At 61.5% G+C, this 25,047-nt stretch carries 32 protein-coding genes and 1 tRNA gene; 26 read left to right on the top strand and 7 right to left on the bottom strand.

Annotated features, from left to right (window positions below; all coding sequences use genetic code 11):
• The first annotated feature begins 64 nt into the window (after window positions 1-64).
• Together QMY55_RS21930 and ubiA are read left to right on the top strand one after the other, a co-directional pair.
• Window positions 65-886 (top strand): phosphatase PAP2 family protein, encoded by an 822-nt coding sequence (locus QMY55_RS21930; RefSeq protein WP_283486214.1) that lies wholly within the window; start codon window positions 65-67, stop codon window positions 884-886.
• A 52-nt stretch (window positions 887-938) separates the two neighbouring features.
• Window positions 939-1,820: a 4-hydroxybenzoate octaprenyltransferase gene (gene ubiA / locus QMY55_RS21925; RefSeq protein ID WP_283486213.1), complete on the top strand. Its 882-nt coding sequence runs from the start codon at window positions 939-941 to the stop codon at window positions 1,818-1,820.
• Between the two features lie 93 nt (window positions 1,821-1,913).
• Here ubiA and proC read toward each other — a convergent pair whose 3' ends face one another.
• Both proC and QMY55_RS21915 read right to left on the bottom strand, forming a co-directional pair.
• On the bottom strand, window positions 1,914-2,753 hold the full coding sequence (proC, locus tag QMY55_RS21920; protein WP_283486212.1) for a pyrroline-5-carboxylate reductase: 840 nt from the start codon (window positions 2,751-2,753) through the stop codon (window positions 1,914-1,916).
• 54 nt (window positions 2,754-2,807) lie between these two features.
• On the bottom strand, window positions 2,808-3,986 hold the full coding sequence (locus QMY55_RS21915) for an esterase-like activity of phytase family protein (RefSeq protein ID WP_283486211.1): 1,179 nt from the start codon (window positions 3,984-3,986) through the stop codon (window positions 2,808-2,810).
• A gap of 99 nt (window positions 3,987-4,085) precedes the next feature.
• Here QMY55_RS21915 and aqpZ point away from each other — a divergent pair, with 99 nt between their 5' ends.
• Window positions 4,086-4,784, top strand: coding sequence for an aquaporin Z (aqpZ, locus tag QMY55_RS21910; RefSeq protein WP_283486210.1), 699 nt, complete (start codon window positions 4,086-4,088; stop codon window positions 4,782-4,784).
• A 108-nt stretch (window positions 4,785-4,892) separates the two neighbouring features.
• On the opposite strand, the gene glpK is transcribed toward aqpZ, so the two are convergent.
• Genes glpK through QMY55_RS21895 form a run of 3 tightly spaced genes read right to left on the bottom strand, consistent with a single transcriptional unit; the run spans window position 4,893 to window position 7,659 of the window.
• Window positions 4,893-6,401, bottom strand: coding sequence for a glycerol kinase GlpK (gene glpK, locus QMY55_RS21905; protein WP_283486209.1), 1,509 nt, complete (start codon window positions 6,399-6,401; stop codon window positions 4,893-4,895).
• A complete protein-coding gene (locus QMY55_RS21900; RefSeq protein WP_283486208.1) occupies window positions 6,398-6,898 on the bottom strand; it encodes a GNAT family N-acetyltransferase in 501 nt (166 codons plus the stop codon). The genes glpK and QMY55_RS21900 overlap by 4 nt, the downstream gene beginning before the upstream one ends.
• Window positions 6,895-7,659 (bottom strand): DeoR/GlpR family DNA-binding transcription regulator, encoded by a 765-nt coding sequence (locus QMY55_RS21895; RefSeq protein WP_283486207.1) that lies wholly within the window; start codon window positions 7,657-7,659, stop codon window positions 6,895-6,897. The genes QMY55_RS21900 and QMY55_RS21895 overlap by 4 nt, the downstream gene beginning before the upstream one ends.
• 429 nt (window positions 7,660-8,088) lie before the next feature.
• On the opposite strand from QMY55_RS21895, the gene QMY55_RS21890 reads away from it, so the two are divergent.
• The 19 genes from QMY55_RS21890 (at window position 8,089) to QMY55_RS21800 (ending at window position 19,046) form a co-directional block, all read left to right on the top strand.
• Window positions 8,089-9,684 (top strand): glycerol-3-phosphate dehydrogenase/oxidase, encoded by a 1,596-nt coding sequence (locus QMY55_RS21890; protein WP_283486206.1) that lies wholly within the window; start codon window positions 8,089-8,091, stop codon window positions 9,682-9,684.
• Between the two features lie 448 nt (window positions 9,685-10,132).
• On the top strand, window positions 10,133-10,501 hold the full coding sequence (rplN, locus tag QMY55_RS21885) for a 50S ribosomal protein L14 (protein WP_120971765.1): 369 nt from the start codon (window positions 10,133-10,135) through the stop codon (window positions 10,499-10,501).
• 10 nt (window positions 10,502-10,511) lie between these two features.
• Window positions 10,512-10,832, top strand: a complete 321-nt coding sequence (rplX, locus tag QMY55_RS21880; RefSeq protein WP_283486205.1) for a 50S ribosomal protein L24 — start codon at window positions 10,512-10,514, stop codon at window positions 10,830-10,832.
• 10 nt (window positions 10,833-10,842) lie between these two features.
• A complete protein-coding gene (gene rplE, locus QMY55_RS21875; protein WP_283486204.1) occupies window positions 10,843-11,382 on the top strand; it encodes a 50S ribosomal protein L5 in 540 nt (179 codons plus the stop codon).
• 8 nt (window positions 11,383-11,390) lie between these two features.
• Complete coding sequence (gene rpsN / locus QMY55_RS21870; RefSeq protein WP_283486203.1) at window positions 11,391-11,696, top strand: 30S ribosomal protein S14; 306 nt, start codon at window positions 11,391-11,393, stop codon at window positions 11,694-11,696.
• 20 nt (window positions 11,697-11,716) lie between these two features.
• Complete coding sequence (gene rpsH / locus QMY55_RS21865) at window positions 11,717-12,112, top strand: 30S ribosomal protein S8 (RefSeq protein WP_283486202.1); 396 nt, start codon at window positions 11,717-11,719, stop codon at window positions 12,110-12,112.
• Window positions 12,113-12,136: 24 nt separating this feature from the next.
• On the top strand, window positions 12,137-12,670 hold the full coding sequence (rplF, locus tag QMY55_RS21860) for a 50S ribosomal protein L6 (protein WP_283486201.1): 534 nt from the start codon (window positions 12,137-12,139) through the stop codon (window positions 12,668-12,670).
• An 11-nt stretch (window positions 12,671-12,681) separates the two neighbouring features.
• Complete coding sequence (gene rplR / locus QMY55_RS21855; RefSeq protein WP_283486200.1) at window positions 12,682-13,047, top strand: 50S ribosomal protein L18; 366 nt, start codon at window positions 12,682-12,684, stop codon at window positions 13,045-13,047.
• Window positions 13,048-13,063: 16 nt separating this feature from the next.
• Window positions 13,064-13,585: a 30S ribosomal protein S5 gene (rpsE, locus tag QMY55_RS21850; protein ID WP_003050515.1), complete on the top strand. Its 522-nt coding sequence runs from the start codon at window positions 13,064-13,066 to the stop codon at window positions 13,583-13,585.
• Between the two features lie 14 nt (window positions 13,586-13,599).
• A complete protein-coding gene (gene rpmD, locus QMY55_RS21845; protein ID WP_003050517.1) occupies window positions 13,600-13,782 on the top strand; it encodes a 50S ribosomal protein L30 in 183 nt (60 codons plus the stop codon).
• Window positions 13,783-13,793: 11 nt separating this feature from the next.
• Entirely contained in the window at window positions 13,794-14,225 is a 432-nt protein-coding gene (gene rplO / locus QMY55_RS21840; protein WP_003050519.1) for a 50S ribosomal protein L15, read from the top strand.
• A 24-nt stretch (window positions 14,226-14,249) separates the two neighbouring features.
• The gene (gene secY, locus QMY55_RS21835) at window positions 14,250-15,563 is read left to right on the top strand and encodes a preprotein translocase subunit SecY (protein WP_283486199.1); all 1,314 of its coding nucleotides are present in this window, start codon (window positions 14,250-14,252) and stop codon (window positions 15,561-15,563) included.
• A gap of 118 nt (window positions 15,564-15,681) precedes the next feature.
• Window positions 15,682-15,795 carry a 50S ribosomal protein L36 gene (gene rpmJ / locus QMY55_RS21830; protein ID WP_003050535.1) on the top strand — a complete coding sequence of 38 codons (114 nt, stop codon included), beginning with the start codon at window positions 15,682-15,684 and terminating at the stop codon, window positions 15,793-15,795.
• A 22-nt stretch (window positions 15,796-15,817) separates the two neighbouring features.
• Entirely contained in the window at window positions 15,818-16,183 is a 366-nt protein-coding gene (gene rpsM, locus QMY55_RS21825; protein WP_003068424.1) for a 30S ribosomal protein S13, read from the top strand.
• 17 nt (window positions 16,184-16,200) lie between these two features.
• On the top strand, window positions 16,201-16,602 hold the full coding sequence (rpsK, locus tag QMY55_RS21820; protein WP_042417426.1) for a 30S ribosomal protein S11: 402 nt from the start codon (window positions 16,201-16,203) through the stop codon (window positions 16,600-16,602).
• An 88-nt stretch (window positions 16,603-16,690) separates the two neighbouring features.
• A complete protein-coding gene (gene rpsD, locus QMY55_RS21815; protein WP_283486198.1) occupies window positions 16,691-17,314 on the top strand; it encodes a 30S ribosomal protein S4 in 624 nt (207 codons plus the stop codon).
• Between the two features lie 112 nt (window positions 17,315-17,426).
• Window positions 17,427-18,425, top strand: a complete 999-nt coding sequence (locus tag QMY55_RS21810) for a DNA-directed RNA polymerase subunit alpha (protein WP_003050542.1) — start codon at window positions 17,427-17,429, stop codon at window positions 18,423-18,425.
• 138 nt (window positions 18,426-18,563) lie between these two features.
• Window positions 18,564-18,947 (top strand): 50S ribosomal protein L17, encoded by a 384-nt coding sequence (rplQ, locus tag QMY55_RS21805; RefSeq protein WP_003050544.1) that lies wholly within the window; start codon window positions 18,564-18,566, stop codon window positions 18,945-18,947.
• Between the two features lie 22 nt (window positions 18,948-18,969).
• Window positions 18,970-19,046 (top strand) — tRNA-Met (locus tag QMY55_RS21800).
• A 74-nt stretch (window positions 19,047-19,120) separates the two neighbouring features.
• On the opposite strand, the gene QMY55_RS21795 is transcribed toward QMY55_RS21800, so the two are convergent.
• A complete protein-coding gene (locus tag QMY55_RS21795; protein WP_283486197.1) occupies window positions 19,121-19,447 on the bottom strand; it encodes a hypothetical protein in 327 nt (108 codons plus the stop codon).
• 279 nt (window positions 19,448-19,726) lie between these two features.
• Here QMY55_RS21795 and QMY55_RS21790 point away from each other — a divergent pair, with 279 nt between their 5' ends.
• The 3 genes from QMY55_RS21790 to QMY55_RS21780 all read left to right on the top strand — a co-directional run bounded on the left by QMY55_RS21790 (window position 19,727) and on the right by QMY55_RS21780 (window position 23,677).
• Entirely contained in the window at window positions 19,727-21,232 is a 1,506-nt protein-coding gene (locus tag QMY55_RS21790) for a DASS family sodium-coupled anion symporter (RefSeq protein ID WP_283486196.1), read from the top strand.
• Window positions 21,233-21,242: 10 nt separating this feature from the next.
• Entirely contained in the window at window positions 21,243-22,247 is a 1,005-nt protein-coding gene (locus tag QMY55_RS21785; RefSeq protein WP_283486195.1) for a 2-hydroxyacid dehydrogenase, read from the top strand.
• Window positions 22,248-22,426: 179 nt separating this feature from the next.
• On the top strand, window positions 22,427-23,677 hold the full coding sequence (locus QMY55_RS21780) for an Hsp70 family protein (RefSeq protein ID WP_283486194.1): 1,251 nt from the start codon (window positions 22,427-22,429) through the stop codon (window positions 23,675-23,677).
• A gap of 57 nt (window positions 23,678-23,734) precedes the next feature.
• Here the strand turns inward: QMY55_RS21780 and rsmI are convergent, their stop codons facing one another.
• A complete protein-coding gene (gene rsmI, locus QMY55_RS21775; protein ID WP_283486193.1) occupies window positions 23,735-24,658 on the bottom strand; it encodes a 16S rRNA (cytidine(1402)-2'-O)-methyltransferase in 924 nt (307 codons plus the stop codon).
• Between rsmI and QMY55_RS21770 the strand changes: the two genes are divergently transcribed.
• Complete coding sequence (locus QMY55_RS21770; RefSeq protein ID WP_283486192.1) at window positions 24,658-25,047, top strand: YraN family protein; 390 nt, start codon at window positions 24,658-24,660, stop codon at window positions 25,045-25,047. The genes rsmI and QMY55_RS21770 overlap by 1 nt on opposite strands.

Below are 25,047 nucleotides of genomic sequence, written 5' to 3'. Positions count from 1 at the left end.
AGGCCCGCCAGGGCTTTTTGTTTTGCTCTTGAAAGGAATTTGCGTGTTTTCTGAGGCGGCTCCCATGGTTTCCCTGATGCAGTGGCTGGACGGGCATGCCATCTGGATGCTGCTGCTACTGTTGCTGGCCGCAGCTGCCATGCTGCGCTGGCGTGCGCATGGCGGGGCCGCGTGGCTATGGGAGGACTGCAGCACCGGCTTCAGGCCCGAAGGCGGCAAGCTGCTGGCGGCGGCGGGGCTGGCCGCCGCCGCTCTGGCCCTGCTGGCCATCGGAGTGCACCTGTCTCAGTCGACCCAGCCTGTGCAGGGGCTGATGGCGCTGGATCTGGCGCTGCAGCGCATGGTGAGCGCCGGCCTGCCGCCCGCGCTGGTGCCCCTGGTCAGGGGCTGGACCATGCTTGGGGATTTGCGCGTCATGGGGCTGCTGAGCCTGGCCGTGGGCCTGTGGCTGCTGTGGCGGCGCCAGGGCCTGCAACTGCTGACCTGGACGGTGGCCGTGGCCGGCACGGGGCTGTGGGTGCGTTGCCTCAAGGCTGCCATACAGCGTGCACGGCCGCTGGACGGGCTGGTGCACGAGGCGGGCTTCAGCTTTCCCAGCGGCCATAGCGCGGGCGCGGCCGCGGTCTTCGGCATGCTGGCCTGGCTGGCCGCACGCCGCATGCCGCCGCGCTGGCGGGCTCCGGTATTGGCTGCGGCAGGGCTGCTGGCGTTGAGCACGGGGCTGAGCCGGGTGTTGCTGTCCGTGCACTATGCCAGTGATGTGCTGGCCGGACTGTGCCTGGGCCTGGCCTGGACGGCCCTGGTGCTCTGGGCAGCAGACCGTATCGAGCATGGGGGCGGCGCCCTCGGGCTGCCACGGTCCGAGGCACAATTGCCACTGCGCTGACCGTGGCCCGTAGGCTGCCGTCGTGATCTCTTGCCTTCCGGAACCTGTCCCCATGTCTGCTTCCATTCCCGCCTCCCAGCGCTCCAAGCTGTCGCTGTACTTGGATCTGATCCGCTTCGACCGTCCTGCGGGCTGGCTGGTGCTGGTCTGGCCCACGCTGGTGGCGCTGTGGGTGGCATCCAAGGGCTTTCCGGGCTGGCATCTGCTGGTGGTCTTTGTGCTGGGCACGGTGCTGATGCGCAGTGCGGGTTGCACCATCAACGATATTGCGGACCGCGACTTTGACAAACATGTGAAGCGCACCACGCAGCGCCCCATCACCAGCGGCCAGATCAGTGTGAAGGAGGCCGCCATGGTGGGCCTGGTGCTCACGCTGGTGGCGTTCGGGCTGGTGCTGTCCACGCGCTGGGAGGCGGTAGCCTGGTCGGTTCCGGCCGTGCTGTTCACCATCCTTTACCCGTTTACCAAGCGGTTCTTTGCCATGCCCCAGGCTTTTCTGGGCATTGCCTTCAATTTCGGCATCGTGATCGCCTTTGCGGCGGTGACGGGCGAGGTCAATGCCACGGCCTGGACGCTGTGGCTGGCCAATATGTTTCTGGTGCTGGCCTATGACACCGAATACGCGATGGTGGATCGCGATGACGATCTCAAGATCGGCATGAAGACCTCGGCCATCACCTTGGGCCGCTTCGATGTGGCGGGGGTGATGGGTTTTTTCGTGCTGTGCTGGGCTCTAATCGCCTGGGTGCTGGCGCCATACCAGCTGGGCTTGCCGTTCTGGCTGGGCATGGCTGTGGCGGCGGCGCAGATTGCCTGGCATTTCACACTGATTCGCCACCGTACCCGTGAGGGTTGCTTTGTGGCCTTCAGCAAAAGCCACTGGATTGGCGCCAGCATTTTTGCGGGCGTGGCGCTGGGGTTTGCGCTGAAGTGATCATGGGCTAATCGTTTTTGATAGCTGCCAGCACTTGCTGAGCAAGCGCTAGAGCCCAAAAAGGCTCAAAAAAACCGGCTGAAGCCGGTTTTTTTATTTGCCGAATTCGGCTGCCAGTTCCTGGGCCCGCTTTTCCGCTTTGCGCATGGCGGCAATGAAGATCTCGGGCAGCTTGTTCTCCTGCATATGGGTAATGGCCGCATAAGTGGTGCCCCCCTTGCTGGTCACGCGCTGGCGCAGGACTTCGGCGCTCTCCGTGGAACGTGCCGCCAGCTCCGAGCCGCCTGCAAACGTGGCCACGGCCAGCTTGTAGCTTTGCTCGGCGGTCAGGCCCATGTCCACACCTGCCTGGGTCATGGCTTCGAGGAACAGGAACACATAGGCGGGGCCGGAGCCGGACAGGGCCGTCACGGCGTCCAGATGCGCTTCCTGCTCCACCCAGGTGAGCTCGCCCGTGCTGCCGATCACGGCGGCTATCAAGGCCTTGCCAGCGGCATCCACTTCGGGGCGGGCAAACAGGCCGGTCATGCCCTTGCCGACCAGTGCCGGGGTATTGGGCATGGCACGCACGATGCGCTGTGTGCCAGTCCAGCCAGCCACGCTTTCGGTGGTGATACCGGCTGCCACGCTCAGGTGCAGTGCATTGCGGGTGAAGGCTGCCACGGGCTCGGCGGCTTCCTTGAAGCTCTGTGGCTTGACGGCCCAGACCACGAGCTGCGCGCTTTGCAGTGCATCGCTGGCAGCAGGAAGGGCATCGATGCCGAACTGGGTCTTGAGGGCCTGGCGGGAGGCCTCAAAAGGCTCGACCACCGTGATGCTGCTGGCCGGAACACCCTGGCGGATCAGCCCGCCGATGATGGCGCTGGCCATATTGCCGCCGCCGATGAAGGCAATGGGAGGAAAAGCGGTTTGCAAGGTGTTCGTCTGGCTCATGGTTTGGTAATTCGGTCTGCAAGAATGGGTCTGCACATCAGGCCCCGACAGGCACTATAAACCTGCGGCGCAACTGCCTGCTTCCTGGCGCAGCGCGACAAACTGGGTGACCTCTGCAGGGTTGAAGTTGTTGTCGCTGACCAGCAGCAGTACGCGGCGGCCATCGGGCAGGGGCGGTCCCCAGCTCATGCCCTCGATGTTGTCCACAGAGCGCAGGCCGGCGTCGGCCAGGTCCAGCACTAGCGTTTTTGAGAGCGGCTGGTGGTTGCCGGGTGTGAGTTGGGGCTGATTCAGCGTGTCGCTGCCGGCGTCCGGGCGGGTGCTGATGCGGTAGATACGCGCACCGAAGTGCAGTGGCGGTGCGAAGAAGCGCTCCAGCACCAGTAGATGATCGGGGCCATCGGCCAGGATCTCGCTGATGCCGTTGAGCGCTCGGCGCGGCATCCAAAGCCCGGTAGGCAGCGCGTCCGGCAGATAAGCCAGCTGGCGCACCGGCTGCTGCGTGGCCATGTCATAGGCCGTGATGCGCACGGCGCCGCCGGTCTTGCCAGGGGAGGGCATGGCTCCGTCCTGCCTGAGCGGTGCTTCCATGGCGACCCACAGCGTTTGGCCATCGTCGCTGATCGCCATCGCCTCCAGCGTGAAGTTGTTGCGCGGCCCCTGGCCAGCCTGGCGTGGCAGGCCGTGGCCGGGCGGCAAAGGCCACTGCCGTTGCCAGCTTCCATCGGTAGCCGACTCGATGATTTGCGGGCCAAAGCCGCGCGCGAAATCACCCTCGGAACTCCAGAGCAGTGACCTGCCTCCAGGCAGCACGCGCAGGGCTTCGGCGTCGGGCCTGGCAATGCCCGGTTCGGGTGCTCTGCTGTTGGCGAACAATTGCTGGTTCGGGCCTCGCAAAGGAATGACACTTTGCAGGCTGACCTCGTGCAGACCTGTTCCGTCATAGCGGATGCGAGCCGTGTAAAAACGTGCCGGGTCCTGCGCCGACCGGTCATCACTGGCCAGGTAATACAGATCTCGGCCGGGGTCGTAGTCGATGGCGGACAGGCCGCCGACGCTTGTGCCTGCAAACTGCAAATCGTGGGGCCAGCGAACCTCGCCCAGCAGCGTCCAGGGGATGGCCGCAGGGCTGCTGCAGATGGTTGCGGCGGTCTGCGGCGTGCTGCTGCAGGCCGTCAGCAAAAGGCCGAGCAGCAGTGTGGAAAGCGGCAAATGATGTCGCAGATTGTTCACATTTGTGCCTTGTGCATTTCGCAATGCGCTTTTTAAGATGTCTGGCGTCATGCCTTGTGTGTCACAAGGCAGCATTCATTGAAACCTGGGAGAGCAATCATGGCATCCAATGTCAAAAAGTGGTCGGCGGAGTTTCTGGGCACGTTCTGGCTCACCTTTGGCGGCTGCGGCAGCGCGGTGCTGGCGGCGGCTTTCCCGGAAGTGGGCATAGGCCTGCTGGGCGTGTCTTTCGCCTTCGGTTTGACGGTGCTGACGGGCGCCTATGCCTTCGGTCCGGTGTCCGGCGGACATTTCAATCCGGCCGTGTCCGTGGGCCTGATGGTGGCCGGGCGCTTCCGCGCGGCCGAGCTGCCCGGCTACATCATCTCCCAGGTGCTGGGGGCGATTGCTGCAGCTGCCGTGCTGTATCTGATTGCCACGGGCAAGGCCGGTGCCAATGTGACCGATCTGGCGACCAACGGCTTTGGCGAGCATTCCCCCGGCAAGTTCAATATGACGGCCGCGCTGGTGACCGAAGTGGTGCTGACGGCGATCTTCCTGCTGGTGATTCTGGGCTCCACCACCAAGAAGGCGGCTGTCGGCTTTGCGGGCATGAGCATCGGCTTGTGCCTGACGCTGATCCACCTGATCTCGATTCCCGTGACCAATACCTCGGTCAACCCCGCACGCAGCACGGGTCCCGCGCTGTTAGGCCCCTCGATTGCTCTGGAGCAACTGTGGTTGTTCTGGCTGGCTCCCATTGTGGGCGCCGTCATCGGCGCGCTGATTCACAAGGCTTTGCTGGGTGACGAGGACTGAGCGGCCTCGCGCTTGAAGCAAGAAAGGGATGCGTCTGCATCCCTTTTTTATGGTCTTTCGGCCTTTGACGATTGTCTGTCAAGCGCTGGCAGCTATGATTTTTTGGATTTACAGGGCCGTGGTTTGGCGCACGGCCTGCTCCCAGCGCTGCATCAGCTCGTCGGCGCGTTCCTTGCTCAGCGTGGGGACAAAGCGGCGCTCGGCCTTCCACAGGGCGGACAGCTCTTCGGTGCTCTGATACACGCCTGTGGCCAGGCCGGCCAGATAGGCGGCGCCCAGGGCGGTGGTTTCCACGCAGGCGGGGCGAACCACAGGAATGCCCAGCAGATCGGCCTGGAACTGCATCAGCAGATTGTTCACGCAGGCGCCGCCGTCCACGCGCAGCTCGCTGACAGGCGTGCCGCCGCGGGCAACGGCATCGCGGCTCATGGCCAGCAGCAGGGCGGCGCTTTGGTAGGCAATGGATTCCAGTGCCGCGCGGGCAATATGGGCAATGGTGGTGCCGCGCGTCAGGCCGGTGATAGTGCCGCGTGCGTCAGGCTTCCAGTAGGGCGCGCCCAGGCCGGTGAAGGCCGGCACCATCATCACGCCACCGCTGTCGGGCACGCTTTCGGCCAGTTGTTGCACCTGGCCGCTGTGTTCTATGGCCTGCAGGCCGTCGCGCAGCCATTGCACCACGGCACCGCCCACGAACACGCTGCCTTCCTGTGCGAACAGAGGCGTAGCGGTGGGCTGCGCGGCCGCAGTGGTCAGCAGGCCATTGGCCGAGGTCTGGAACTTGCCGCCCGTGTGCATCAGCATGAAGCAGCCCGTGCCATAGGTGTTCTTGGCCATGCCGGCCGTGAAGCAGGCCTGGCCGAAGAGGGCGGACTGCTGGTCGCCGGCCACGCCGCCAATCGCAATCTCGCCGCCCAGCACCTCCGCAGCGGTCTTGCCGAAGTCGGCCGCCGAAGGCAGAACCTCGGGCAGCAGCGACCTGGGAATGCGCAGCGCGGCCAGCAGTTCGTCGTCCCATTGGTTGGTGTGGACGTTGAACAGCATGGTGCGGCTGGCATTGCTGACATCGGTGACATGACGACCTGTACCTGATGCGCCACCCGTGAGCTGCCAGATCAGCCAGCAGTCCACCGTGCCGAAAGCCAGATCGCCGGCTTCGGCGGCCGAGCGGGCGCCGGGCACATGGTCCAGCAGCCATTGCAGCTTGCTGCCCGAGAAATAGGCATCGATCAGCAGGCCCGTCTTTTGCTGGATGGTGTCGGCCATGCCGGCCTCGCGCAGCGCGGCGCAAATTGGCTCGGCGCGGCGATCCTGCCAGACGATGGCGTGATGGATGGGCGCGCCGGTCTTGCGGTTCCAGACCACGGTGGTTTCGCGCTGGTTGGTGATGCCCACGGCGCGGATGTCGCGGGCCGTCAGGCCTGCCTTGGTCAGGGCCTCCCTGGCGGTGCTCAGCTGGGTGCGCCAGATTTCCTGAGGGTCATGTTCCACCCAGCCCGGACGAGGATAGATCTGCGGCAGCTCCAGCTGCGCCGAGGCCACAAGGCGGCCCTGGGCGTCAAACACGATGGAGCGGGAGCTGGAAGTGCCCTGGTCCAGAGCAAGCAGATAGGTGGTCATGAGTTGTCCAAGGTTCGCAGGGGCAGGACAAAGCGGGCCATCTCGGCTTGCTCGGACCAGCCCTGCTGTGAATAAAAGCCCCGTGCATAGGACGGGCGCTCACGGTTGTTGACCAGCCAGATGCGCAGGCAGTCGCGCGCGCGCGCCGCCTCGGTGGCAGCGTCCAGCAACTGCTGGCCCAGACCCAGGCCGCGTGCGCGCTCGGCAATGAACAGCTCGCTGACATAGCCTTCCCAGCCTTGCAGCACGGCCACAGGCAGCCAGTGGATGGCGCAGTAGCCGTTCAGGCGCTGCTGGGCGTCTTCGGCCACCAGCAGCAGGCTGCGCTCGGGCTCCGCATGGGCGCAGATCAACAGTGATTGGATGGCTTCGGTGTTTTGTGCAACGCTGCGGTCTTCATAAGCCTTGAACCAGCCTATGCCGTGCAGCAGCTCGCTGATGCCTGCCGCATCGCTGGGCAGAGCAGGGCGGATGTGGTTCAGCAGGTGGCGGGTCATTGCGCAATCGTGCACTGCACTTCGGCGTCGCGCAGCAGCGCATCGAAGGGGGCAGAAGGCTGCACATCGGTAAAGAGGCGATCGATCTGGTTCAGGCGTGCCAGCTCCACCATGGCCTGACGGCTGAACTTGCTGTGGTCGGCGGCCAGCCAGACTTCACGCGACTGGCCGATGATGGTCTGCGCGACCTTGACCTCGCGCAGGTCGAAGTCGCGCAGGCTGCCGTCGGACTCGATGGCCGAGATGCCGATCACGGCGATGTCCACCTTGAACTGGCGCATGAAGTCCACCGCTGCCTCGCCCACGATGCCGCGGTCGCGCGTGCGCACCACGCCGCCGGCGACGATGACCTCGCAGTCCGCATTGCTGCTGAGGATGGCGGCCACGTTGAGGTTGTTGGTGATGACGCGCAGGCCCTTGTGCTGCAGCAGCGCCTGGGCCACGGCTTCGGTCGTGGTGCCGATGTTCAGAATCAGCGAACAGCCGTTGGGAACGGCCTCGGCCACGGCACGCGCGATACGCATCTTGCCTTCGGCGTGCAGCACCTGGCGCTGAGTGTGGGCCAGGTTCTCCACGGTGGCGCTGGGCACGCGAACCCCGCCGTGAAAACGCACCAGCAGGCCGGCGTCGGCCAGCTTCTGGATATCGCGGCGTACGGTTTGCAGGGTCACGCCCAGAATTTCCGCCAGTTGCTCCACCGAGGTGGACTGGCGGGCGCGGACTTCTTCTACAAGCTGCAATTGACGGGGGTTGGAGTTCACGGCGTCGATGGAATGAAGGAAACAAAGCCCGTTGGTACAACTAAGCAATCAGGCGCGGCAGTCGGCACTTTAAACCGAAACCAAAGGAAACCCGCACTGACCAGGGCGCGTTACCGCCGACTTTGCTGCTTGATGCTTGTATTTATGGATCTTTGGGCTCGTAAAGAGGCTCTTCCCGAATCACCTGCGCAGACTACAGCTGCACGATGGGTTCACGGGGCTGTCATAAATTGTTGAAAAGCTGGCTGGCTGCGTCTGGATAGGTCTGCGATGGCTCTTATCGAACGAAAACGAAAGAAATCAAATTGAAACGCGCAGAGATTTGAAAAAAGAGCGAAAATCCGGCGCACTCCGATATCGCCCATGCCAGTCCGCCGCGCTACGCTTGGCACAGGCCTGCATTGGCGATGCTGAATCAACGAGGTACTCATGTCCGCTGCACCGTCCCCCTTGTCCACTTCCCGCGCAGAATTACTGAATCGTCTGTCGCAACCCGAAACCTATGATCTGGCCATCATTGGCGGTGGTGCCACCGGTCTGGGTGTGGCAGTGGATGCGGCGGCACGTGGTTTCAAGGTGGTGCTGCTGGAGTCCATGGACTTTGCCAAGGGCACGTCCTCGCGTGCCACAAAATTAGTGCATGGCGGTGTGCGCTACCTGGCCCAGGGCAATATCTCGCTGGTGCGAGAGGCACTGCACGAGCGCACAACGTTGCTGCACAACGCGCCGCACCTGGCACAGCCACTGGCCTTTGTCATGCCTTCCTACAAGCTGCTGGATACGCCTTTCTACGGTATTGGCCTCAAGATGTACGACGCCCTGGCAGGCAAGGCCGGCCTGGGTGCGACGGAGTTCCTCTCCTGCAGCAAGACCGTCAAATACCTGCCCACCGTGCAGCAAAAAGGACTCAAGGGCGGCGTCAAGTACTGGGACGGTCAGTTTGACGATGCGCGCCTGGCGCTGGCACTGGCTCGTACCGCGGCCGCCAAAGGGGCCTTGCTGGTCAATTACTGTCCCGCTGAAAAGCTGGTGTACGAAAACAATCGCGTTGCCGGCGTGATCTGCCGCGATGCAGAGTCCGGTCAAGGTTTCACGGTGCGCGCCAAATGCGTGGTCAATGCCACAGGTCCTTGGGTGGATCTGTTCCGCCAGCAGGATGCCGAAGCCCAGGGCCGGCCCGTCAAGCCCATGGTGGCGCCCAGCCAGGGCGTGCACGTGGTCGTCGATCGCGACTTCCTGCCTACCGATCACGCCTTGCTGGTGCCCAAGACCGCTGACGGCCGTGTGCTGTTTGCCGTGCCATGGCTGGGCAAGGTGATTCTGGGCACCACAGACACGCCGCGCCATGATCTGGCGCGCGAGCCGCTGCCCTTCAAGGAAGAGCTGGACTTCATCCTGACCGAAGCCGGCAAATACCTGAATCGCCAGCCCACACTGGCCGATGTGCGCAGCATGTGGGTGGGCCTGCGTCCGCTGGTCAAGCCGCAGGACGATGATGGCGAGAACACCAAGAAGATCAGCCGCGAGCACACGGTGATGTCCAGCAAGACGGGCCTGGTGACGGTGACGGGCGGCAAATGGACCACCTACCGCGCCATGGCCGAAGATGTGCTGGCCGAGTGCTTCCACATTGGCAGCCTGCCTGCCCGGGCTGCGGGCGTGACCGTGCATCTGCCGCTGGTGGGGGCGCCCGCCGAGGCCGCCGTCAAGCACCGCATGAACCAGACCCAGGGCTTGCACTCCTACGGCACGGATGCGCCAAGCGTGACCGACCTGCCAGGTGTCGATGCCTGGCTGACCGATGGGCTGTCCGAGGCCATGGTGCGTTTTGCGGCCCGCTTCGAATACGCCCGTACCGTGGAAGACATGCTGGCACGCCGCAGCCGTCTGTTGTTCCTTGATGCTCGCAAGGCGGCGGAAGTTGCACCGCGCGTGGCTGAAATCCTGGGGCAGGAGCTGGGCTGTGACGTCAAGCTGGCCGAGTTCCAGGCACTGGCTCAGCAATATCTGCCCGAGCAGCGCTGAACTGCTTCGCGCCTTTGCCGTTGCATTGTCGAGACCTCGTGGCGGGGTGGCAACAGTGCGGGATGAGTGCGCTCAAATGCGTTCTCTCAAAACAGGAGCGGCTAGCGCTTGATGCTCAATCAATAAAGATTAATTATTGTTTGGAATCAAGGTGTTGCATGCGCTGCTCGCTATGTTTTTGATATTGCTGGCAGGGGGCGGCGAAGCGGCTGTGCGGCAGCCTCGACGAAGCTGCGGTTATTGCAGGCTAAGGGCTTGACGTTAAACGGAAATCCTGCGACAATCTCATGCTTCACGTGTAAAAAGCGTGAAGCGTTCTGCCCAGTGGAAGCATTGCGAAATGGTTCGCGATGTGGACGACGGGCCCAAGACTGACTGGCTGCTTGATCGGCCCTTGAGAAGACTCTGGGGCTGTCGGGCGTTGCTGGAGCAAGTTGGGAATATTGAAATGATCCAAACAGAATCTCGGTTAGAGGTTGCCGACAACACCGGCGCGAAGTCTGTTCAGTGCATTAAGGTGCTGGGCGGCTCTCATCGTCGCTATGCAAGTGTTGGCGACATCATCAAGGTGAGCATCAAGGAAGCAGCTCCTCGTGGCCGCGTCAAAAAAGGCGAGGTCTACAGTGCTGTGGTGGTGCGTACCGCTAAGGGCATCCGTCGTGCAGACGGTTCGCTCGTGAAGTTCGACGGCAATGCCGCCGTGCTGCTGAACGCCAAGCTGGAGCCTATCGGCACCCGCATCTTTGGCCCCGTGACTCGTGAACTGCGTACCGAAAAGTTCATGAAGATCGTGTCCCTGGCACCTGAAGTTCTCTAAAGGAAGCACCATGAACAAGATTCGCAAGGGCGACCAAGTCATCGTGCTGACCGGCCGTGACAAAGGCAAGCAAGGCGTGGTCTCGGCTCGCACGGACGACTCCCACCTGTTGATCGATGGCATCAACCTGGTGAAGAAGCACACCAAGCCTAACCCCATGAAGGGCACCACCGGCGGTATCGTGGAAAAGGCCATGCCTATCCACCAATCCAACGTGGCCATCTTCAATGCAGCGACTGGCAAGGCCGATCGCGTGGGCATCAAGGTGAACGCCGACGGCACACGTGTTCGCGTGTTCAAGTCCAGCGGCGCCGAAATCAAGGCCGCCTGAGGAGTAACACATGGCACGACTGCAAAAACTCTATCGCGAAAAGATCGCGGCTGAACTGAAAGAAAAGTTCGGCTACACCTCCGCTATGGAAGTGCCCCGTCTGACCAAGATCACCCTGAACATGGGTGTGAGCGAAGCCGTGGCCGACAAGAAGGTGATGGACAACGCCGTGGCTGACCTGACCAAGATCTCTGGTCAAAAGCCCGTGGTGACCAAGGCCAAGAAGGCTATCGCTGGTTTCAAGATCCGTGAAGGCCAGGCTATTGGCTGCATGGTGACCCTGCGTGGCGTTCAGATGTACGAATTCCTGGACCGTTTCGTGACCGTGGCTCTGCCCCGCGTGCGTGACTTCCGTGGTATTTCGGGCCGTTCGTTCGATGGTCGCGGCAACTACAACGTTGGCGTCAAAGAACAAATCATCTTCCCCGAAATCGAGTACGACAAGGTGGACGCTCTGCGTGGTCTGAACATCAGCATCACGACAACAGCGAAGAACGACGACGAGTGCAAGGCACTGCTCGCCGCTTTCAAATTCCCCTTCAAGAACTGAGGTGGCGCATGGCTAAAGTAGCAATGATTCAGCGCGAACTGAAGCGCGAAAAGCTGGCAGCCAAGTACGCTGCCAAGTATGCAGAACTGAAGGCAATCGCCGGCGACGCAAAGCGTTCCGACGAAGAGCGTGATGCCGCTCGCCTGGGTCTGCAAAAGCTGCCCCGTAACTCGAACCCCACTCGCCAACGTGCACGTTGCGAGATCACGGGCCGTCCCCGTGGCACATTCCGTCAATTCGGTCTGGGCCGCGCCAAGGTGCGTGAATTGGCCTTCGCTGGCGACATCCCCGGTGTCACCAAGGCCAGCTGGTAAGCAAGCAGGAGAGATTAAACATGAGCATGAGTGATCCCATCGCTGACTTGCTGACCCGTATCCGCAATGCACAAATGGTCTCCAAGGCCACCGTGTCGGCTCCTTCCTCCAAGGTCAAGGTTGCCATCGCACAAGTGCTGAAGGAAGAAGGCTATATCGACGGCTTCGAAGTGAAGTCCGAAGGTGGCAAGTCCGAACTCGAAATTACCCTGAAGTACTACGCCGGTCGCCCTGTGATCGAACGTATCGAGCGCGTGAGCCGTCCCGGCCTGCGTGTTTACAAGGGTCGTCACGCAATCCCTCAGGTCCAGAACGGCCTGGGCGTGGCCATCGTCACCACTCCTCAAGGCGTGATGACCGATCGCAAAGCACGTGCAGCCGGTGTCGGCGGCGAAGTGCTGTGCTATGTGGCCTAACGGACATTAAGGAGAAATACTGAAATGTCTCGCGTAGCAAAAGCAAATGTGACCATCCCCGCTGGCGTGGATGTGTCTATCAATGCTGACTCCATCAAGGTCAAGGGCAAGGGCGGCGATCTGTCCCTGTCTTTGAACCGCCTGGTGACCATCAGCAACAACGACGGCAAGCTGTCGTTCGCACCCGCAAATGATTCCCGTGAAGCTGACGCTCTGGCCGGTACTTTCCGCCAGCTGGTCAACAACATGGTCAAGGGCGTGACCGAAGGTTTCGAGAAGAAGCTGACGCTGATCGGCGTGGGCTACAAGGCCGCTGCACAAGGTTCCAAGCTGAACCTGGCTGTGGGCTTCTCGCACCCCGTGAACTTCGATATGCCTGCCGGCATCACCATCGCTACCCCCACTCCGACCGAAATCGTGATCAAGGGTGCTGACCGTCAAGTCGTCGGTCAATTGGCCGCTGAGATCCGCGCCGTTCGTCCTCCCGAGCCTTACAAGGGCAAGGGCATTCGCTATGCGAATGAGAAGGTCGTGATCAAAGAGACCAAGAAGAAGTAAGGAGCTGCATGATGTTGAACAAGAAAGAGCAGCGTCTGCGTCGTGCCCGTCAGACTCGCATCCGCATTGCCCAGCAAGGCGTGGCGCGTCTGAGCGTGAACCGTACCAACCTCCATATCTACGCCTCCGTGGTTTCGGAAGACGGCACCAAGGTGCTGGCTTCGGCCTCCACTGCAGAAGCCGAAGTGCGTTCGCAAATCGGCGCCGCTGGCAAGGGTGGCAACGTGGCTGCCGCCACGCTGATCGGCAAGCGTATTGCCGAGAAGGCTAAGGCTGCTGGCGTTGAGAAAGTGGCTTTCGACCGCGCCGGTTTTGCATACCATGGCCGCGTGAAGGCTTTGGCAGAAGCCGCTCGCGAAGCGGGCCTGCAGTTCTAAGCGGAGCGGATAGAAAATGGCTAAATTTTCCCCCAAGGTGCAAGACGAAGGTCGTGACGACGGTCTGCGCGAAAAAATGATCGCGGTCAACCGCGTCACCAAGGTCGTGAAGGGCGGTCGTATCCTCGGCTTCGCTGCACTGACCGTGGTTGGCGACGGTGACGGTCGCGTTGGCATGGGTAAGGGCAAGTCCAAGGAAGTGCCTGCTGCCGTGCAAAAGGCGATGGAAGAATGCCGCCGCAACCTGATGAAGGTTGCTCTGAAGAGCGGCACCATTCACCACTCGGTGAAGGGCCATCACGGCGCTGCCAAGGTTGAGCTGCACCCCGCTCCCAAGGGTACCGGCATCATCGCTGGCGGCCCTATGCGCGCTGTCTTTGAAGTAGTGGGTATCACCGACATCGTGGCCAAGAGCCATGGTTCGTCGAACCCCTACAACATGGTTCGCGCAACTTTTGACGCTTTGAAGAACTCCACGACCCCTGCGAACGTGGCAGCAAAGCGCGGCAAGTCGGTCGAAGACATCTTCACCGCCTGATCGGAGTCCAGCACATGACAACACAACAAACTGTCAAGATTCAGCTGGTTCGTAGCCCCATCGGCACCAAAGAGTCGCACCGTGCGACTGTGCGTGGCCTGGGTCTGCGCAAGCTGAACAGCGTCAGCGAACTGCAGGACACTCCTGAAGTGCGCGGCATGATTAACAAGATCGCCTACTTGGTGAAGGTTCTCTGAAAGGATTGATGATGGAACTCAATAGCATCAAGCCTGCAGACGGCGCCAAGCACGCCAAGCGTCGCGTGGGTCGCGGTATCGGTTCTGGTCTGGGTAAGACTGCCGGTCGCGGTCACAAGGGTCAGAAGTCGCGTTCGGGTGGCTACCACAAGGTGGGCTTCGAAGGCGGTCAAATGCCTCTGCAGCGTCGCCTGCCCAAGCGTGGCTTCAAGTCGCATCTGCTGAAGTTCAATGCAGAAGTGACCCTGTCCGAGCTGGATAAGCTCGGCCTGGCCGAAGTCGATCTGGCTGCTCTGAAGCAAGCCGGTCTGGTCGGTTCTATCGCCAAGGTCGTGAAGATCATCAAGAGCGGTGAACTGACAAAGGCTGTCAAGCTCAACGGTATCGGCGCTACCGCCGGTGCCAAGGCTGCCATCGAAGCTGCCGGTGGCAGCATCGCCTGATTAAAGTTCTGAAAGAAGACATCCGTGGCTACTAGCGCAGCTCAAATTGCAAAGACTGGAAAATTCGGCGACCTGCGTCGTCGTCTGGTTTTTCTGTTGCTTGCGCTGGTCGTATACCGTATCGGGGCGCATATCCCCGTTCCGGGCATCGACCCAGCGCAGCTGCAGCAGCTGTTCTCTGGCCAGCAGGGCGGCATTCTCAATCTGTTCAACATGTTCTCGGGTGGAGCGCTTTCGCGCTTCACAGTGTTCGCACTGGGGATCATGCCGTACATCTCGGCATCGATCATCATGCAGCTCATGACCTATGTGGTCCCGACATTCGAGCAGATGAAAAAGGAAGGTGAATCGGGTCGTCGCAAGATTACCCAGTACACCCGTTATGGAACATTGGCTCTGGCCTTGTTCCAGTCCTTGGGGATTGCTGTCGCCTTGGAAAGCTCTCAAGGCCTGGTTCTGAGCCCTGGTTTTGGCTTCCGCATGACTGCGGTGGTCAGCCTCACGGCCGGCACCATGTTCCTGATGTGGCTCGGTGAACAGATCACGGAACGTGGTCTGGGCAACGGCATCTCGATACTGATCTTTGGCGGTATCGCCGCAGGTCTGCCAAGCTCTATTGGCGGTCTGCTGGAACTGGTGCGCACCGGTGCCATGAGCATCCTGGCGGCTATCTTCATTGTCCTCGTTGTGGCAGCCGTGACGTACTTCGTCGTGTTTGTCGAGCGAGGCCAACGCAAGATCTTGGTGAATTACGCCCGCCGGCAAGTCGGCAACAAGGTGTATGGTGGTCAGTCTTCGCACTTGCCACTGAAGCTGAACATGGCAGGGGTCATTCCTCCCATCTTCGCTTCCTCAATCATCTTGCTGCCTGCGACGGTGGTGAATTGGTTCAGTGCAGGAGAATCCATGCGCTGGCTGAAGGATATTGCGAGCACGTTGACCCCTGGTCAGCCGATCTATGTCATCCTTTATGCTGCCGCGATCATTTTCTTCTGCTTCTTCTACACGGCCCTGGTCTTCAACAGCCGGGAAACTGCCGACAACCTGAAGAAGAGTGGCGCTTTCATCCCCGGGATTCGTCCTGGCGAACAGACAGCCCGCTACATTGACAAGATTCTGGTTCGCCTGACCCTGGCTGGTGCGATCTACATTACCTTCGTGTGCTTGTTGCCCGAATTCCTGATCCTGAAGTACAACGTTCCGTTCTACTTCGGCGGTACTTCGTTGCTGATCATTGTGGTCGTGACGATGGACTTCATGGCACAAGTGCAGAACTACGTGATGTCGCAGCAATATGAGTCGCTCTTGAAAAAGGCGAACTTTAAGGCTGGTATTTGATGACAAGGCTGCCCGGGTGGGCAGCCTGCCAAAAGTTAGTAGACGCCCATCGATCTATCGCGGGCATTGTTTCCCGGTCGATAGGCCGATAGTGGATGGAACGTTTTAGGAGAATAGAATGAGAGTTTCGGCTTCGGTCAAGAAAATCTGCCGTAACTGCAAGATCATCCGCCGCAAAGGTGTCGTGCGCGTGATCTGCACTGACCAGCGCCACAAGCAGCGCCAAGGTTGATTGAAAGCATTAGAGGACTAATATGGCACGTATTGCTGGCATTAACATCCCGCCGCACAAGCATGCTGAAATCGGCCTGACCGCCATCTATGGCATCGGTCGCACTACAGCTCGCAAGATCTGCGAAGCATGCGGTATCGAGTATTCCAAGAAGGTCAAGGACCTGACGGACGCTGATCTGGAAAAGATCCGTGACTTCCTGAATCCCATGACTCTGGAAGGTGACCTGCGTCGCGAAACCACCATGAACATCAAGCGTTTGATGGACATCGGTTGCTATCGTGGTTTCCGTCATCGTCGCGGCCTGCCCATGCGCGGTCAACGTACCCGCACGAATGCTCGCACTCGTAAGGGTCCGCGCAAGGGTGCAGCGGCTCTGAAGAAATAAGGGATTGAGAGATCACTATGGCTAAGGCACAAAACAACGCTGCAGCACGCGTTCGCAAGAAAGTTCGCAAGAACATTTCCGACGGCATCGCTCACGTTCACGCTTCGTTCAACAACACGATCATCACGATCACCGACCGTCAAGGCAACGCTCTGTCGTGGGCTTCGTCGGGTGGCCAGGGCTTCAAGGGTTCGCGTAAGTCGACTCCTTTTGCAGCTCAGGTTGCTTCGGAAGTGGCCGGTCGTGCTGCTATCGAACAGGGCATCAAGAACCTGGACGTCGAAATCAAGGGTCCCGGTCCTGGCCGTGAATCCTCGGTTCGCGCCCTGGGTGCTCTGGGCATCCGTATCACTTCCATCTCGGACGTGACTCCGGTTCCCCACAACGGCTGCCGCCCTCAAAAGCGCCGTCGTATCTAATCTTTATCAAGACCACCGCCGCCCAGGTGCATTAGCATCGCGGGCGGCTCCCGTGTTTGCGCACGGTAGATGACACAAAGGAAATCAAGTGGCACGTTATATCGGCCCCAAGGCCAAGCTCTCCCGCCGTGAAGGCACCGATCTGTTCCTGAAGAGCGCCCGTCGCTCCATCGCTGACAAGGCAAAGTTTGACACCAAGCCTGGTCAGCATGGCCGCACTTCCGGTCAGCGCACTTCCGACTACGGTCTGCAACTGCGTGAAAAGCAGAAGGTCAAGCGCATGTACGGCGTGCTGGAGAAGCAATTCCGCCGCTACTTCGAAGCTGCCGATCGCAAGCGCGGCAACACCGGTGCCAACCTGCTGTCCCTGTTGGAATCGCGTCTGGACAACGTGGTGTACCGCATGGGCTTCGGCTCCACTCGAGCTGAAGCACGCCAGCTGGTGTCGCACAAGGCCATCACCGTGAACGGTCAAGCTGTGAACATTCCTTCCTACTCCGTGAAGGAAGGCGACGTGGTTGCCGTGCGTGAAAAGTCCAAGAAGCAAGCTCGTATCGTCGAAGCTCTGCAACTGGCTTCTCAAGTGGGCTTCCCCGCATGGGTGGAAGTGGCTGCTGACAAGGCAGAAGGCACTTTCAAGAAGTCTCCTGACCGCGACGAATTCGCAGCTGACATCAACGAATCCCTGATCGTTGAGTTGTACTCGCGTTAATCCTTAGCAGCGACATTTCTGTAAACCGTTCCCACGGCGCGAGGCATCGCGCCGTGGGTGCTTCACCAGCCTTACCGGTGTAACGAGCCGGGGGTATTGAGAGGAAGTCTGCATGCAAACGAATTTGCTGAAGCCCAAGACAATCAATGTCGAACAGCTTGGTCACAACCGTGCCAAGGTGGTTCTGGAGCCGTTTGAGCGTGGCTACGGTCATACGCTGGGCAATGCCCTGCGCCGTGTTCTGCTCTCCTCCATGGTGGGTTACGCAGCGACTGAAGTGACGATTGCTGGAGTGCTGCATGAGTACTCCTCCATCGACGGTGTCCAGGAAGATGTGACCAACATCCTGCTGAATCTCAAGGGTGTGGTGTTCAAGCTGCACAACCGTGACGAAGTCACCTTGAGCCTGCGCAAGGATGGCGAAGGTGTTGTCACTGCTCGTGACATTCAGACCCCCCACGACGTAGAAATCGTCAACCCTGATCACGTGATTGCCCATCTGTCGCAAGGCGGCAAGCTGGACATGCAGATCAAGGTGGAAAAGGGCCGTGGCTATGTGCCCGGCAACGTGCGCCGCTATGGTGACGAGTCGACCAAGTCGATCGGCCGTATCGTGCTCGACGCTTCGTTCTCGCCCGTCAAGCGCGTGAGCTACGCTGTCGAATCCGCACGTGTGGAACAGCGTACCGACCTGGACAAGCTGGTCCTGGAAATCGAAACCAACGGTGCCATCACCGCTGAAGATGCAGTGCGTGCTTCCGCCAAGATCCTGGTGGAACAGCTGGCCGTGTTCGCCCAGCTGGACGGCGGCGATATCGCCAGCGTGTTCGACGCTCCTGCCGGTGGCCGTGGCGCTGCTACGTCCTTCGATCCCATCCTGCTGCGTCCCGTGGACGAGCTCGAGCTCACCGTGCGTTCTGCCAACTGCCTCAAGGCAGAGAACATTTACTACATCGGTGACCTCATCCAGCGTACCGAAAACGAGCTGCTCAAGACGCCTAACCTGGGCCGCAAGTCGCTCAACGAGATCAAGGAAGTCCTGGCTTCCCGCGGTCTGACGCTGGGCATGAAGCTCGAAAACTGGCCACCCGCTGGCCTGGAAAAGCGTTAATTGCTATAATAGCGAGCTCTACTTGAGCCAGATGGCTTGGGTGAAGTCTCAAAGTGCCTCGGGCAGTACCTGATACGGCTGCCTGATTTAATTTAGAAAAGATCTCCGGATAAAAACGGGGAGCAAAGGAAAAGCACCATGCGTCACGGCAACGGCCTCCGCAAACTGAACCGCACTTCTGCACACCGCAAGGCAATGCTGCAGAACATGATGAATTCGCTGATCGAACACGAAGCCATCAAGACCACCGTCCCCAAGGCCAAGGAACTGCGCCGCGTGATCGAGCCCATGATCACTCTGGCCAAGGTTGACACCGTGGCTAACCGCCGCCTGGCTTTTGACCGCCTGCGTGACCGCGACAGCGTGACCAAGCTGTTCAACGTGCTGGGTCCCCGCAACGCTCAGCGTCCCGGCGGCTACACACGTATCCTGAAGATGGGCTTCCGCGTGGGCGACAACGCTCCCATGGCCTATGTGGAACTGGTTGAGCGCGCTGAAGAAGCCGCTGCAGCAGCTGAATAAGCCTGCTATAATTTGGAAATGCCGCGCGATGGAGCAGTCTGGTAGCTCGTTGGGCTCATAACCCAAAGGTCGGAGGTTCAAATCCTTCTCGCGCAACCAAATTGAAAAGGTCACGACGATGTCGTGACCTTTTTTTTGCCCTGCCGCATGGCGGCAGATCGCGGAGCCCATCCTCAGCCGGCCATGCGACCGAGCTGCGTGCCGATGCGGTGGCGCAGGTGCTCGCGCACCCGATTGGCGATCACATTGGCGATCTCCGGGCTCAGTCCCTCGCTGATATGCAGCACCTCGGTGTAGTGCAGATACAGCAGGCCGCGCAGCGTCCGGAACGCGGCCTCGTGCTCGGCGCCGCAGACGCCGGCATCGTTGGCCAGCACCCGTTCGATGGCGCCGGGGTCGAGCAGTGCGACCTTGCAGATGGCGGCTTGGCGCACGATCTCCAGGTCGATCTCCTCGAGACGACTTTCCCACTCATGAGGCAAGAAGCGGTTGGCTGGCATGTAGGCTGTTTCTCCTGTTCACTCCATGGGCATGCGGGCGTTGCATGTCCGACGCCGAGATACTGGCATGCGCACGCACGTGGCTGCGGGTTTTGCTGGCGGGCTCTTGATGCTGGTCAAACTTTGGTGGCGCAAGAATCGGCGCGGAGACCGAGTCATGCGGCACTGCATCATGATGTCCGTCATGCGGCGCAGCCAGCAATGCCCGTGCAGGCTTCTTGGCTTTTGGCCCGGGCATGCTCCCGTCCTGGCGTCGCAGTGGCAAAGAAAAGGACTTACATGCTCGAGAAAATCGCCTCGCTGTTCCGCTACTTCAAATCGGCCGTGCCGTTCCGTCTGCTGCCCGCGCTGATCGCCACCCTGGTGCTGATCGGTCTGCTGCTGACGCCGGTGCCCGCAGGGTTGGATCCCAAGGCCTGGCAACTGGTGGCTATTTTCCTGACCACCATCGTGGCCATCATCCTCAAGGTCATGCCCATAGGCGTGATGGCCTTGATGGCCATCGTCATCGTCTCGCTGTCCCAGGTCACCTCCACCTCCTCCAAGGGGGCGATCACCGATGCGCTGAGCAGCTTCGCGAATCCGCTGATCTGGCTGATCGTGGTGGCCGTTCTCATCTCGCGCGGCCTCAAGAAGACGGGGCTGGGCAGCCGCATCGGCCTAATGTTCATCGCGCTGCTGGGCAAGCGCACCCTAGGCATAGGCTACGGTCTGGCGATCTGCGAACTGGTGCTCGCGCCGTTCACGCCCAGCAATACGGCGCGCGGCGGCGGCATCGTGCATCCGATCATGAAGTCCATCGCCAATGCCTTCGAATCGGACCCGGCCAAGGGCACGCAGGGCAAGGTCGGCACCTACCTGGCCCTGGTCAATTACCATGCCAACCCCATCACCTCGGCCATGTTTCTGACCGCCACCGCGCCCAACCCACTGGTCGTGGATCTGGTGGCCAAGGCCACGGGCCAGTCCCTGCACCTGAGCTGGACCAACTGGGCGCTGTACATGCTGCTGCCGGGTCTGCTGTGCCTGCTGCTGATGCCGCTGGCCGTCTATCTGCTGTCGCCGCCCGAGCTCAAGGCCACGCCCAATGCCGTGGAATACGCGCGTGCCGAGATGGCCCGCATGGGGCCGCTGTCGGGCAAGGAGCGGGTGATGCTCGGGACCTTCGGCATGATGCTGTTGCTCTGGGCCAATGTGCCGCAAATGCTGTTCGGCCCGGCGTTCACGCTGGATCCGACCGTGGTGGCCTTTCTGGGGCTGTTCACCCTGATCATCACCGGCACCATCGACTGGGATGATGTGCTGTCCGAGAAAAGCGCCTGGGACACCCTGATCTGGTTCGGCGCCCTGGTTATGCTGGCCGAGCAGCTCAACAAGCTGGGCGTTGTCGCCTGGTTTGCCGAGGGCATGAAGAACGCCATCGTCGCCAGCGGCTTGGGCTGGCTGTCCGTGGCGGCTATCCTGGTCGGTGTGTTTGTGTTCTCACACTATCTGTTCGCCAGCACCACGGCCCATATCAGCGCCATGATGCTGGCCTTTCTGACCGTTGGGGCGCAACTGATACCTGCCGACTATGTCGTTCCCTTCATGCTGATGATGACGGCGGGCTCGGCGATCATGATGACGCTGACGCACTACGCGACCGGCACCTCGCCCATCATCTTCGGCAGCGGCTATGTCACGCTGGGCAACTGGTGGCGCGTGGGTGCGGCCATGTGCGTGCTCGAGTTGCTGGTGTTTGCCGTGGTCGGCAGCGGCTGGTGGAAGCTGCTGGGCCTGTGGTGAGGAGGTTCGCATGAGAGTTGCCGTCTTCAGTGCCCGCCGCTACGACCAGTCCCTGCTCACCGAGGCCAATCACGCAAATCCCGCGGCGGGCCATGAGCTGCTCTTCATCCAGGACCGGCTCACGGCCGAGACTGCGGCGCTGGCGCGCGGCTGCGCGGCCGTCTGTGTCTTCGTCAACGACTGCGTGGATGCCGAGGTGCTGCAACTGCTGGCGGACCAGGGCACGCGCCTGGTGGCCACGCGCTCCACGGGCTACAACCATATCGATGCAGCTGCGGCAGGACGGCTGGGCGTGGCCGTGGTGCGCGTGAGCGACTATTCGCCGCACTCGGTGGCCGAGTTTGCCGTGGGCCTGCTGCTGGCCGTCAACCGCAAGATCGCGCGTGCCAGCATGCGCACGCGCGAGGGAAATTTCGAGCTTGACGGCCTGATGGGCTTCGATCTGCACGGCAAGACCGTGGGCGTGATCGGCACTGGGAAGATCGGCAGCCTCTTCGCGCGCATCATGCTTGGCTTCGGCTGCACGGTGCTGGGCCATGACAAGTACCCCGATCCGGCCTTCGAGCAGCAGGGCGGACGCTACGTGCCGGTGCGCGAGCTGCTGGCCGGCTCGGACGTGATCTCGCTGCACTGCCCCTTGACCGAGGAGACGCATCACATCGTCGATGCCGCCTCGCTGTCCCACATAAAGCGCGGCGCCATCCTCGTCAACACCAGCCGCGGCGGCCTGGTGGACACCGAAGCGGCGGTGCAGGCGCTCAAGAGCGGCCAGCTCGGCGGCCTGGCCATCGATGTCTACGAGCAGGAGGCCAGCCTGTTCTTCCAGGACCTGTCGTCCACCATCATCACGGACGACGTGATCCAGCGCCTGGTGTCCTTTCCCAATGTCATCGTCACCGGCCACCAGGCTTTTTTCACCGTGGAGGCCATAGGTCAGATCATGGCGGCCACGGTGGACAGCATCACGGATTTCGAGCGCGGCGCGCCGCTGCTCAACCGTGTGCCCGGCAACTGAGCTGGGCGGCCCGGGACTGCAGCAAGGGCTTTTACCGCAGCCTGTGCATGGGTATTGGGCCGAATCATCGGGCGGGCACGGGCGGAATTCGGCAACGCTAGAATGGCGTCCCTTTGCCGATTTACAGCCCACAGCAGGTGGGCATTTTTGTTACCGCCGCCAGTGCTGTGCCACCTCCCATGACGACTGCTTTTTCCCCCGCCACACTGGGCATAGATTTCGGAACCTCCAACTCGGCGGCCGCCTATCGCATGCCGGGCGCACCCGCGCGCCTGCTGCCGCTGGAAGGCGTCGCCACCGGCATGCCCACGGCGCTGTTCTTCAATACCGAAGAGCACAGCACGCATTTCGGCCGCGATGCCATGCAGCAGTATCTGGCGGGCGAGGAAGGGCGTCTGATGCGTTCCCTCAAAAGCCTGCTGGGCAGCAGCCTTTTGCTGGAAAAGACCGCGGTGCACGAGCAGCTCGTCAGCTACCAGGACATCATCGCGATCTTTCTCAAGCGCGTGGCCGATCAGGCACGCCAGGCGCTGGACGGACGTCTGCCCGAGCGCGTGGTGCTCGGGCGTCCCGTGCATTTTGTCGACGAGCACCCGCAGCGAGACCGTCAGGCGCAGGATGCCCTGGCCGCTGCGGCGCGCGCCGCGGGCCTGGGTGAAGTCAGCTTCCAGCTGGAGCCGATTGCCGCGGCACTGGATTACGAACAGCGCCTGAGCGAGGAAAAGCTGGTGCTGGTCGTCGACATCGGCGGCGGCACTTCGGACTTCACCGTGGTGCGCCTGGGGCCGCAGCAGGCCGGACATGCCGATCGCAGTCAGGATATTCTGGCCACCACGGGCGTGCATATCGGCGGCACGGACTTTGACCACCGTTTGAATGTGGCCCAGGTCATGCCCTTGCTGGGCTACAAGCACATCGGTCCCAGCGGGCGCGAGGTGCCCAGCAGCGTGTTCTTCGATCTTTCCACCTGGCATCTGATCCAGTGGCTGTACACGGCCAAATCGCTGGCGTCGGCGCGCAATCTCAAGAACGACTACAGCGACCTGCAACTGCACCAGCGCCTGATGAAGGTGCTGGAATGGCGCGAAGGCCACCGTCTCGCCGATGCGGTGGAGCAGGCCAAGATCGCTGCCTCGCAAAGCCATGCGGCAGCCGGCATCGCCCTGGGCTGGCTAGAAGACGGCTTGCCCGCGGAAATTTCTCCGCAGGTCCTGGAGGAGCAGTTGCAGGCCCTGCTGCAGCAGGTGGTGGAATGCGCCCAGGACTGCGTTCACCAGGCCGGTGTGGATGCGCCGGATGCGATCTATCTGACCGGCGGCTCGTCGGCCCTGCGCACGCTGCGCGATGCCTTGCGCACGGCGTTTCCCGCCACGCCGCAGGTCGAAGGCGATCTGTTTGGCGGCGTGGCCACCGGCCTGGCTTACGCCTGATATCAAAAAGTGAGCTGATAGCGCTTTGTATATAAGCGCTATCGGTCATTTTGATGCTTATTCGCCTTCGGCGGCCCGCTTGAGTTCCAGCGCCCGGTCGTAGAGCGTGTTGCGACTGGCTCCAGTGATTTCGGCGGCCAGCTTCACGGCCGTCTTGGTCGGCAACTCGGCCAGCAGCAGCTTGAGCACGCGCTCGGCCTCGCCCGATTCCTGCTGCACCGCCACAGGGTGCAGCACGATGGCAAACTCGCCCTTGACGCGCTGCGGCGAGGCCTGCAGCCAGGCCGCGAGTTCGCTGGCTGGCATGGTGGCGATGTCTTCGAACTGCTTGGTGATCTCGCGCGCCAGCGTGACGCGACGCTCGCCAAGCAGGGCCAGGGCCTGGGCCAGTTCGATGATGCGGTGTGGCGCTTCGAGCAGCACGGTGCAGCGCGGCTGATCGGCAAGTTTTTGCACGGCGGCCAGGCGTTCGGCATTCTTGGTGGGCAGAAAGCCGGCGAACAGAAAACCGCTTTCGCCCTGAGCGGGGGGTATGGCGCCAGCCACGCTGATGGCCGAGGTCACGCTGCTGGCTCCGGGCAAAGGAATGCTGCGCAAGCCCACTTCCTGCAACGCGGCGCACAGGCGCGCGCCGGGATCGCTGACGCCAGGCGTGCCGGCATCGCTGACATAGGCGATGCGCTGGCCTTGCTGCAGGCGTGCGATGACCTGCTGGGCCGCTTCGGCCTCGTTATGCTGGTGCACGGCCAGCAACTGGCTGCCCGGGCGCTCCAGACCATAGCTGCGCAGCATGCCCTGGGTGTGGCGCGTGTCTTCGCAGGCAATGCAGTCCACGAGCTGCAGCACATGCAGGGCGCGCAGGCCGATGTCGGCCAGATTGCCGATGGGCGTCGCCACCACATACAGGGCTCCCTGCGGATAATGCTGGGAAGCGGCCGCATCCCGTGCGGCCGTCAGTGCAGAGGCGAAAGAGGTAGTCAATGGATTTCCTTGGAAAGCGGCCCAAGCCGGCGCAAAGCACAACCACACGCGGCCAGCAGGCCGAGGATGCTGCGCTGGCTTACCTGCAGAGGCAGGGCTTGAGGCTGATTGAGCGCAATTATCGAACGGCGGGCCGTGGTGGCGGTGAAATCGATCTGATCCTGCGTGACCGCGACGGGTCTTTGGTGTTTGTGGAGGTGCGCAGTCGTAACACCGGACGCTATGGTGGCGCGGGTGGCAGCATCGGCACCACCAAGCAGGGGCGCATCGTGCTGGCGGCCCGCCATTACCTGGCGCGCCTTGCAGCGCCGCCGCCTTGCCGGTTTGATGTGGTGTTGCTGGAGGGGGCCGAGCTGCAATGGCTCAAGGCTGCTTTCGATGCACAGTGA

It is taken from the genome of Comamonas resistens, from assembly GCF_030064165.1.
Lineage (GTDB): Bacteria > Pseudomonadota > Gammaproteobacteria > Burkholderiales > Burkholderiaceae_C > Comamonas > Comamonas resistens.
Note: the sequence above shows the minus strand (reverse complement) of the source record. Positions and strands in the feature narration are given on the sequence as shown.

What these genes read in the sequence shown, in the direction of transcription:
- QMY55_RS21930 (WP_283486214.1), top strand. Translation starts at nt 65, where the DNA reads ATGGTTTCCCTGATGCAGTGGCTGGACGGGCATGCCATCTGGATGCTG.
- ubiA (WP_283486213.1), top strand. Translation starts at nt 939, where the DNA reads ATGTCTGCTTCCATTCCCGCCTCCCAGCGCTCCAAGCTGTCGCTGTAC.
- proC (WP_283486212.1), bottom strand. Translation starts at nt 2,753, where the DNA reads ATGAGCCAGACGAACACCTTGCAAACCGCTTTTCCTCCCATTGCCTTC.
- aqpZ (WP_283486210.1), top strand. Translation starts at nt 4,086, where the DNA reads ATGGCATCCAATGTCAAAAAGTGGTCGGCGGAGTTTCTGGGCACGTTC.
- glpK (WP_283486209.1), bottom strand. Translation starts at nt 6,401, where the DNA reads ATGACCACCTATCTGCTTGCTCTGGACCAGGGCACTTCCAGCTCCCGC.
- QMY55_RS21900 (WP_283486208.1), bottom strand. Translation starts at nt 6,898, where the DNA reads ATGACCCGCCACCTGCTGAACCACATCCGCCCTGCTCTGCCCAGCGAT.
- QMY55_RS21890 (WP_283486206.1), top strand. Translation starts at nt 8,089, where the DNA reads ATGTCCGCTGCACCGTCCCCCTTGTCCACTTCCCGCGCAGAATTACTG.
- rplN (WP_120971765.1), top strand. Translation starts at nt 10,133, where the DNA reads ATGATCCAAACAGAATCTCGGTTAGAGGTTGCCGACAACACCGGCGCG.
- rplX (WP_283486205.1), top strand. Translation starts at nt 10,512, where the DNA reads ATGAACAAGATTCGCAAGGGCGACCAAGTCATCGTGCTGACCGGCCGT.
- rplE (WP_283486204.1), top strand. Translation starts at nt 10,843, where the DNA reads ATGGCACGACTGCAAAAACTCTATCGCGAAAAGATCGCGGCTGAACTG.
- rpsN (WP_283486203.1), top strand. Translation starts at nt 11,391, where the DNA reads ATGGCTAAAGTAGCAATGATTCAGCGCGAACTGAAGCGCGAAAAGCTG.
- rpsH (WP_283486202.1), top strand. Translation starts at nt 11,717, where the DNA reads ATGAGCATGAGTGATCCCATCGCTGACTTGCTGACCCGTATCCGCAAT.
- rplF (WP_283486201.1), top strand. Translation starts at nt 12,137, where the DNA reads ATGTCTCGCGTAGCAAAAGCAAATGTGACCATCCCCGCTGGCGTGGAT.
- rplR (WP_283486200.1), top strand. Translation starts at nt 12,682, where the DNA reads ATGTTGAACAAGAAAGAGCAGCGTCTGCGTCGTGCCCGTCAGACTCGC.
- rpsE (WP_003050515.1), top strand. Translation starts at nt 13,064, where the DNA reads ATGGCTAAATTTTCCCCCAAGGTGCAAGACGAAGGTCGTGACGACGGT.
- rpmD (WP_003050517.1), top strand. Translation starts at nt 13,600, where the DNA reads ATGACAACACAACAAACTGTCAAGATTCAGCTGGTTCGTAGCCCCATC.
- rplO (WP_003050519.1), top strand. Translation starts at nt 13,794, where the DNA reads ATGGAACTCAATAGCATCAAGCCTGCAGACGGCGCCAAGCACGCCAAG.
- rpmJ (WP_003050535.1), top strand. Translation starts at nt 15,682, where the DNA reads ATGAGAGTTTCGGCTTCGGTCAAGAAAATCTGCCGTAACTGCAAGATC.
- rpsM (WP_003068424.1), top strand. Translation starts at nt 15,818, where the DNA reads ATGGCACGTATTGCTGGCATTAACATCCCGCCGCACAAGCATGCTGAA.
- rpsK (WP_042417426.1), top strand. Translation starts at nt 16,201, where the DNA reads ATGGCTAAGGCACAAAACAACGCTGCAGCACGCGTTCGCAAGAAAGTT.
- QMY55_RS21810 (WP_003050542.1), top strand. Translation starts at nt 17,427, where the DNA reads ATGCAAACGAATTTGCTGAAGCCCAAGACAATCAATGTCGAACAGCTT.
- rplQ (WP_003050544.1), top strand. Translation starts at nt 18,564, where the DNA reads ATGCGTCACGGCAACGGCCTCCGCAAACTGAACCGCACTTCTGCACAC.
- QMY55_RS21795 (WP_283486197.1), bottom strand. Translation starts at nt 19,447, where the DNA reads ATGCCAGCCAACCGCTTCTTGCCTCATGAGTGGGAAAGTCGTCTCGAG.
- QMY55_RS21790 (WP_283486196.1), top strand. Translation starts at nt 19,727, where the DNA reads ATGCTCGAGAAAATCGCCTCGCTGTTCCGCTACTTCAAATCGGCCGTG.
- QMY55_RS21785 (WP_283486195.1), top strand. Translation starts at nt 21,243, where the DNA reads ATGAGAGTTGCCGTCTTCAGTGCCCGCCGCTACGACCAGTCCCTGCTC.
- QMY55_RS21780 (WP_283486194.1), top strand. Translation starts at nt 22,427, where the DNA reads ATGACGACTGCTTTTTCCCCCGCCACACTGGGCATAGATTTCGGAACC.
- QMY55_RS21770 (WP_283486192.1), top strand. Translation starts at nt 24,658, where the DNA reads ATGGATTTCCTTGGAAAGCGGCCCAAGCCGGCGCAAAGCACAACCACA.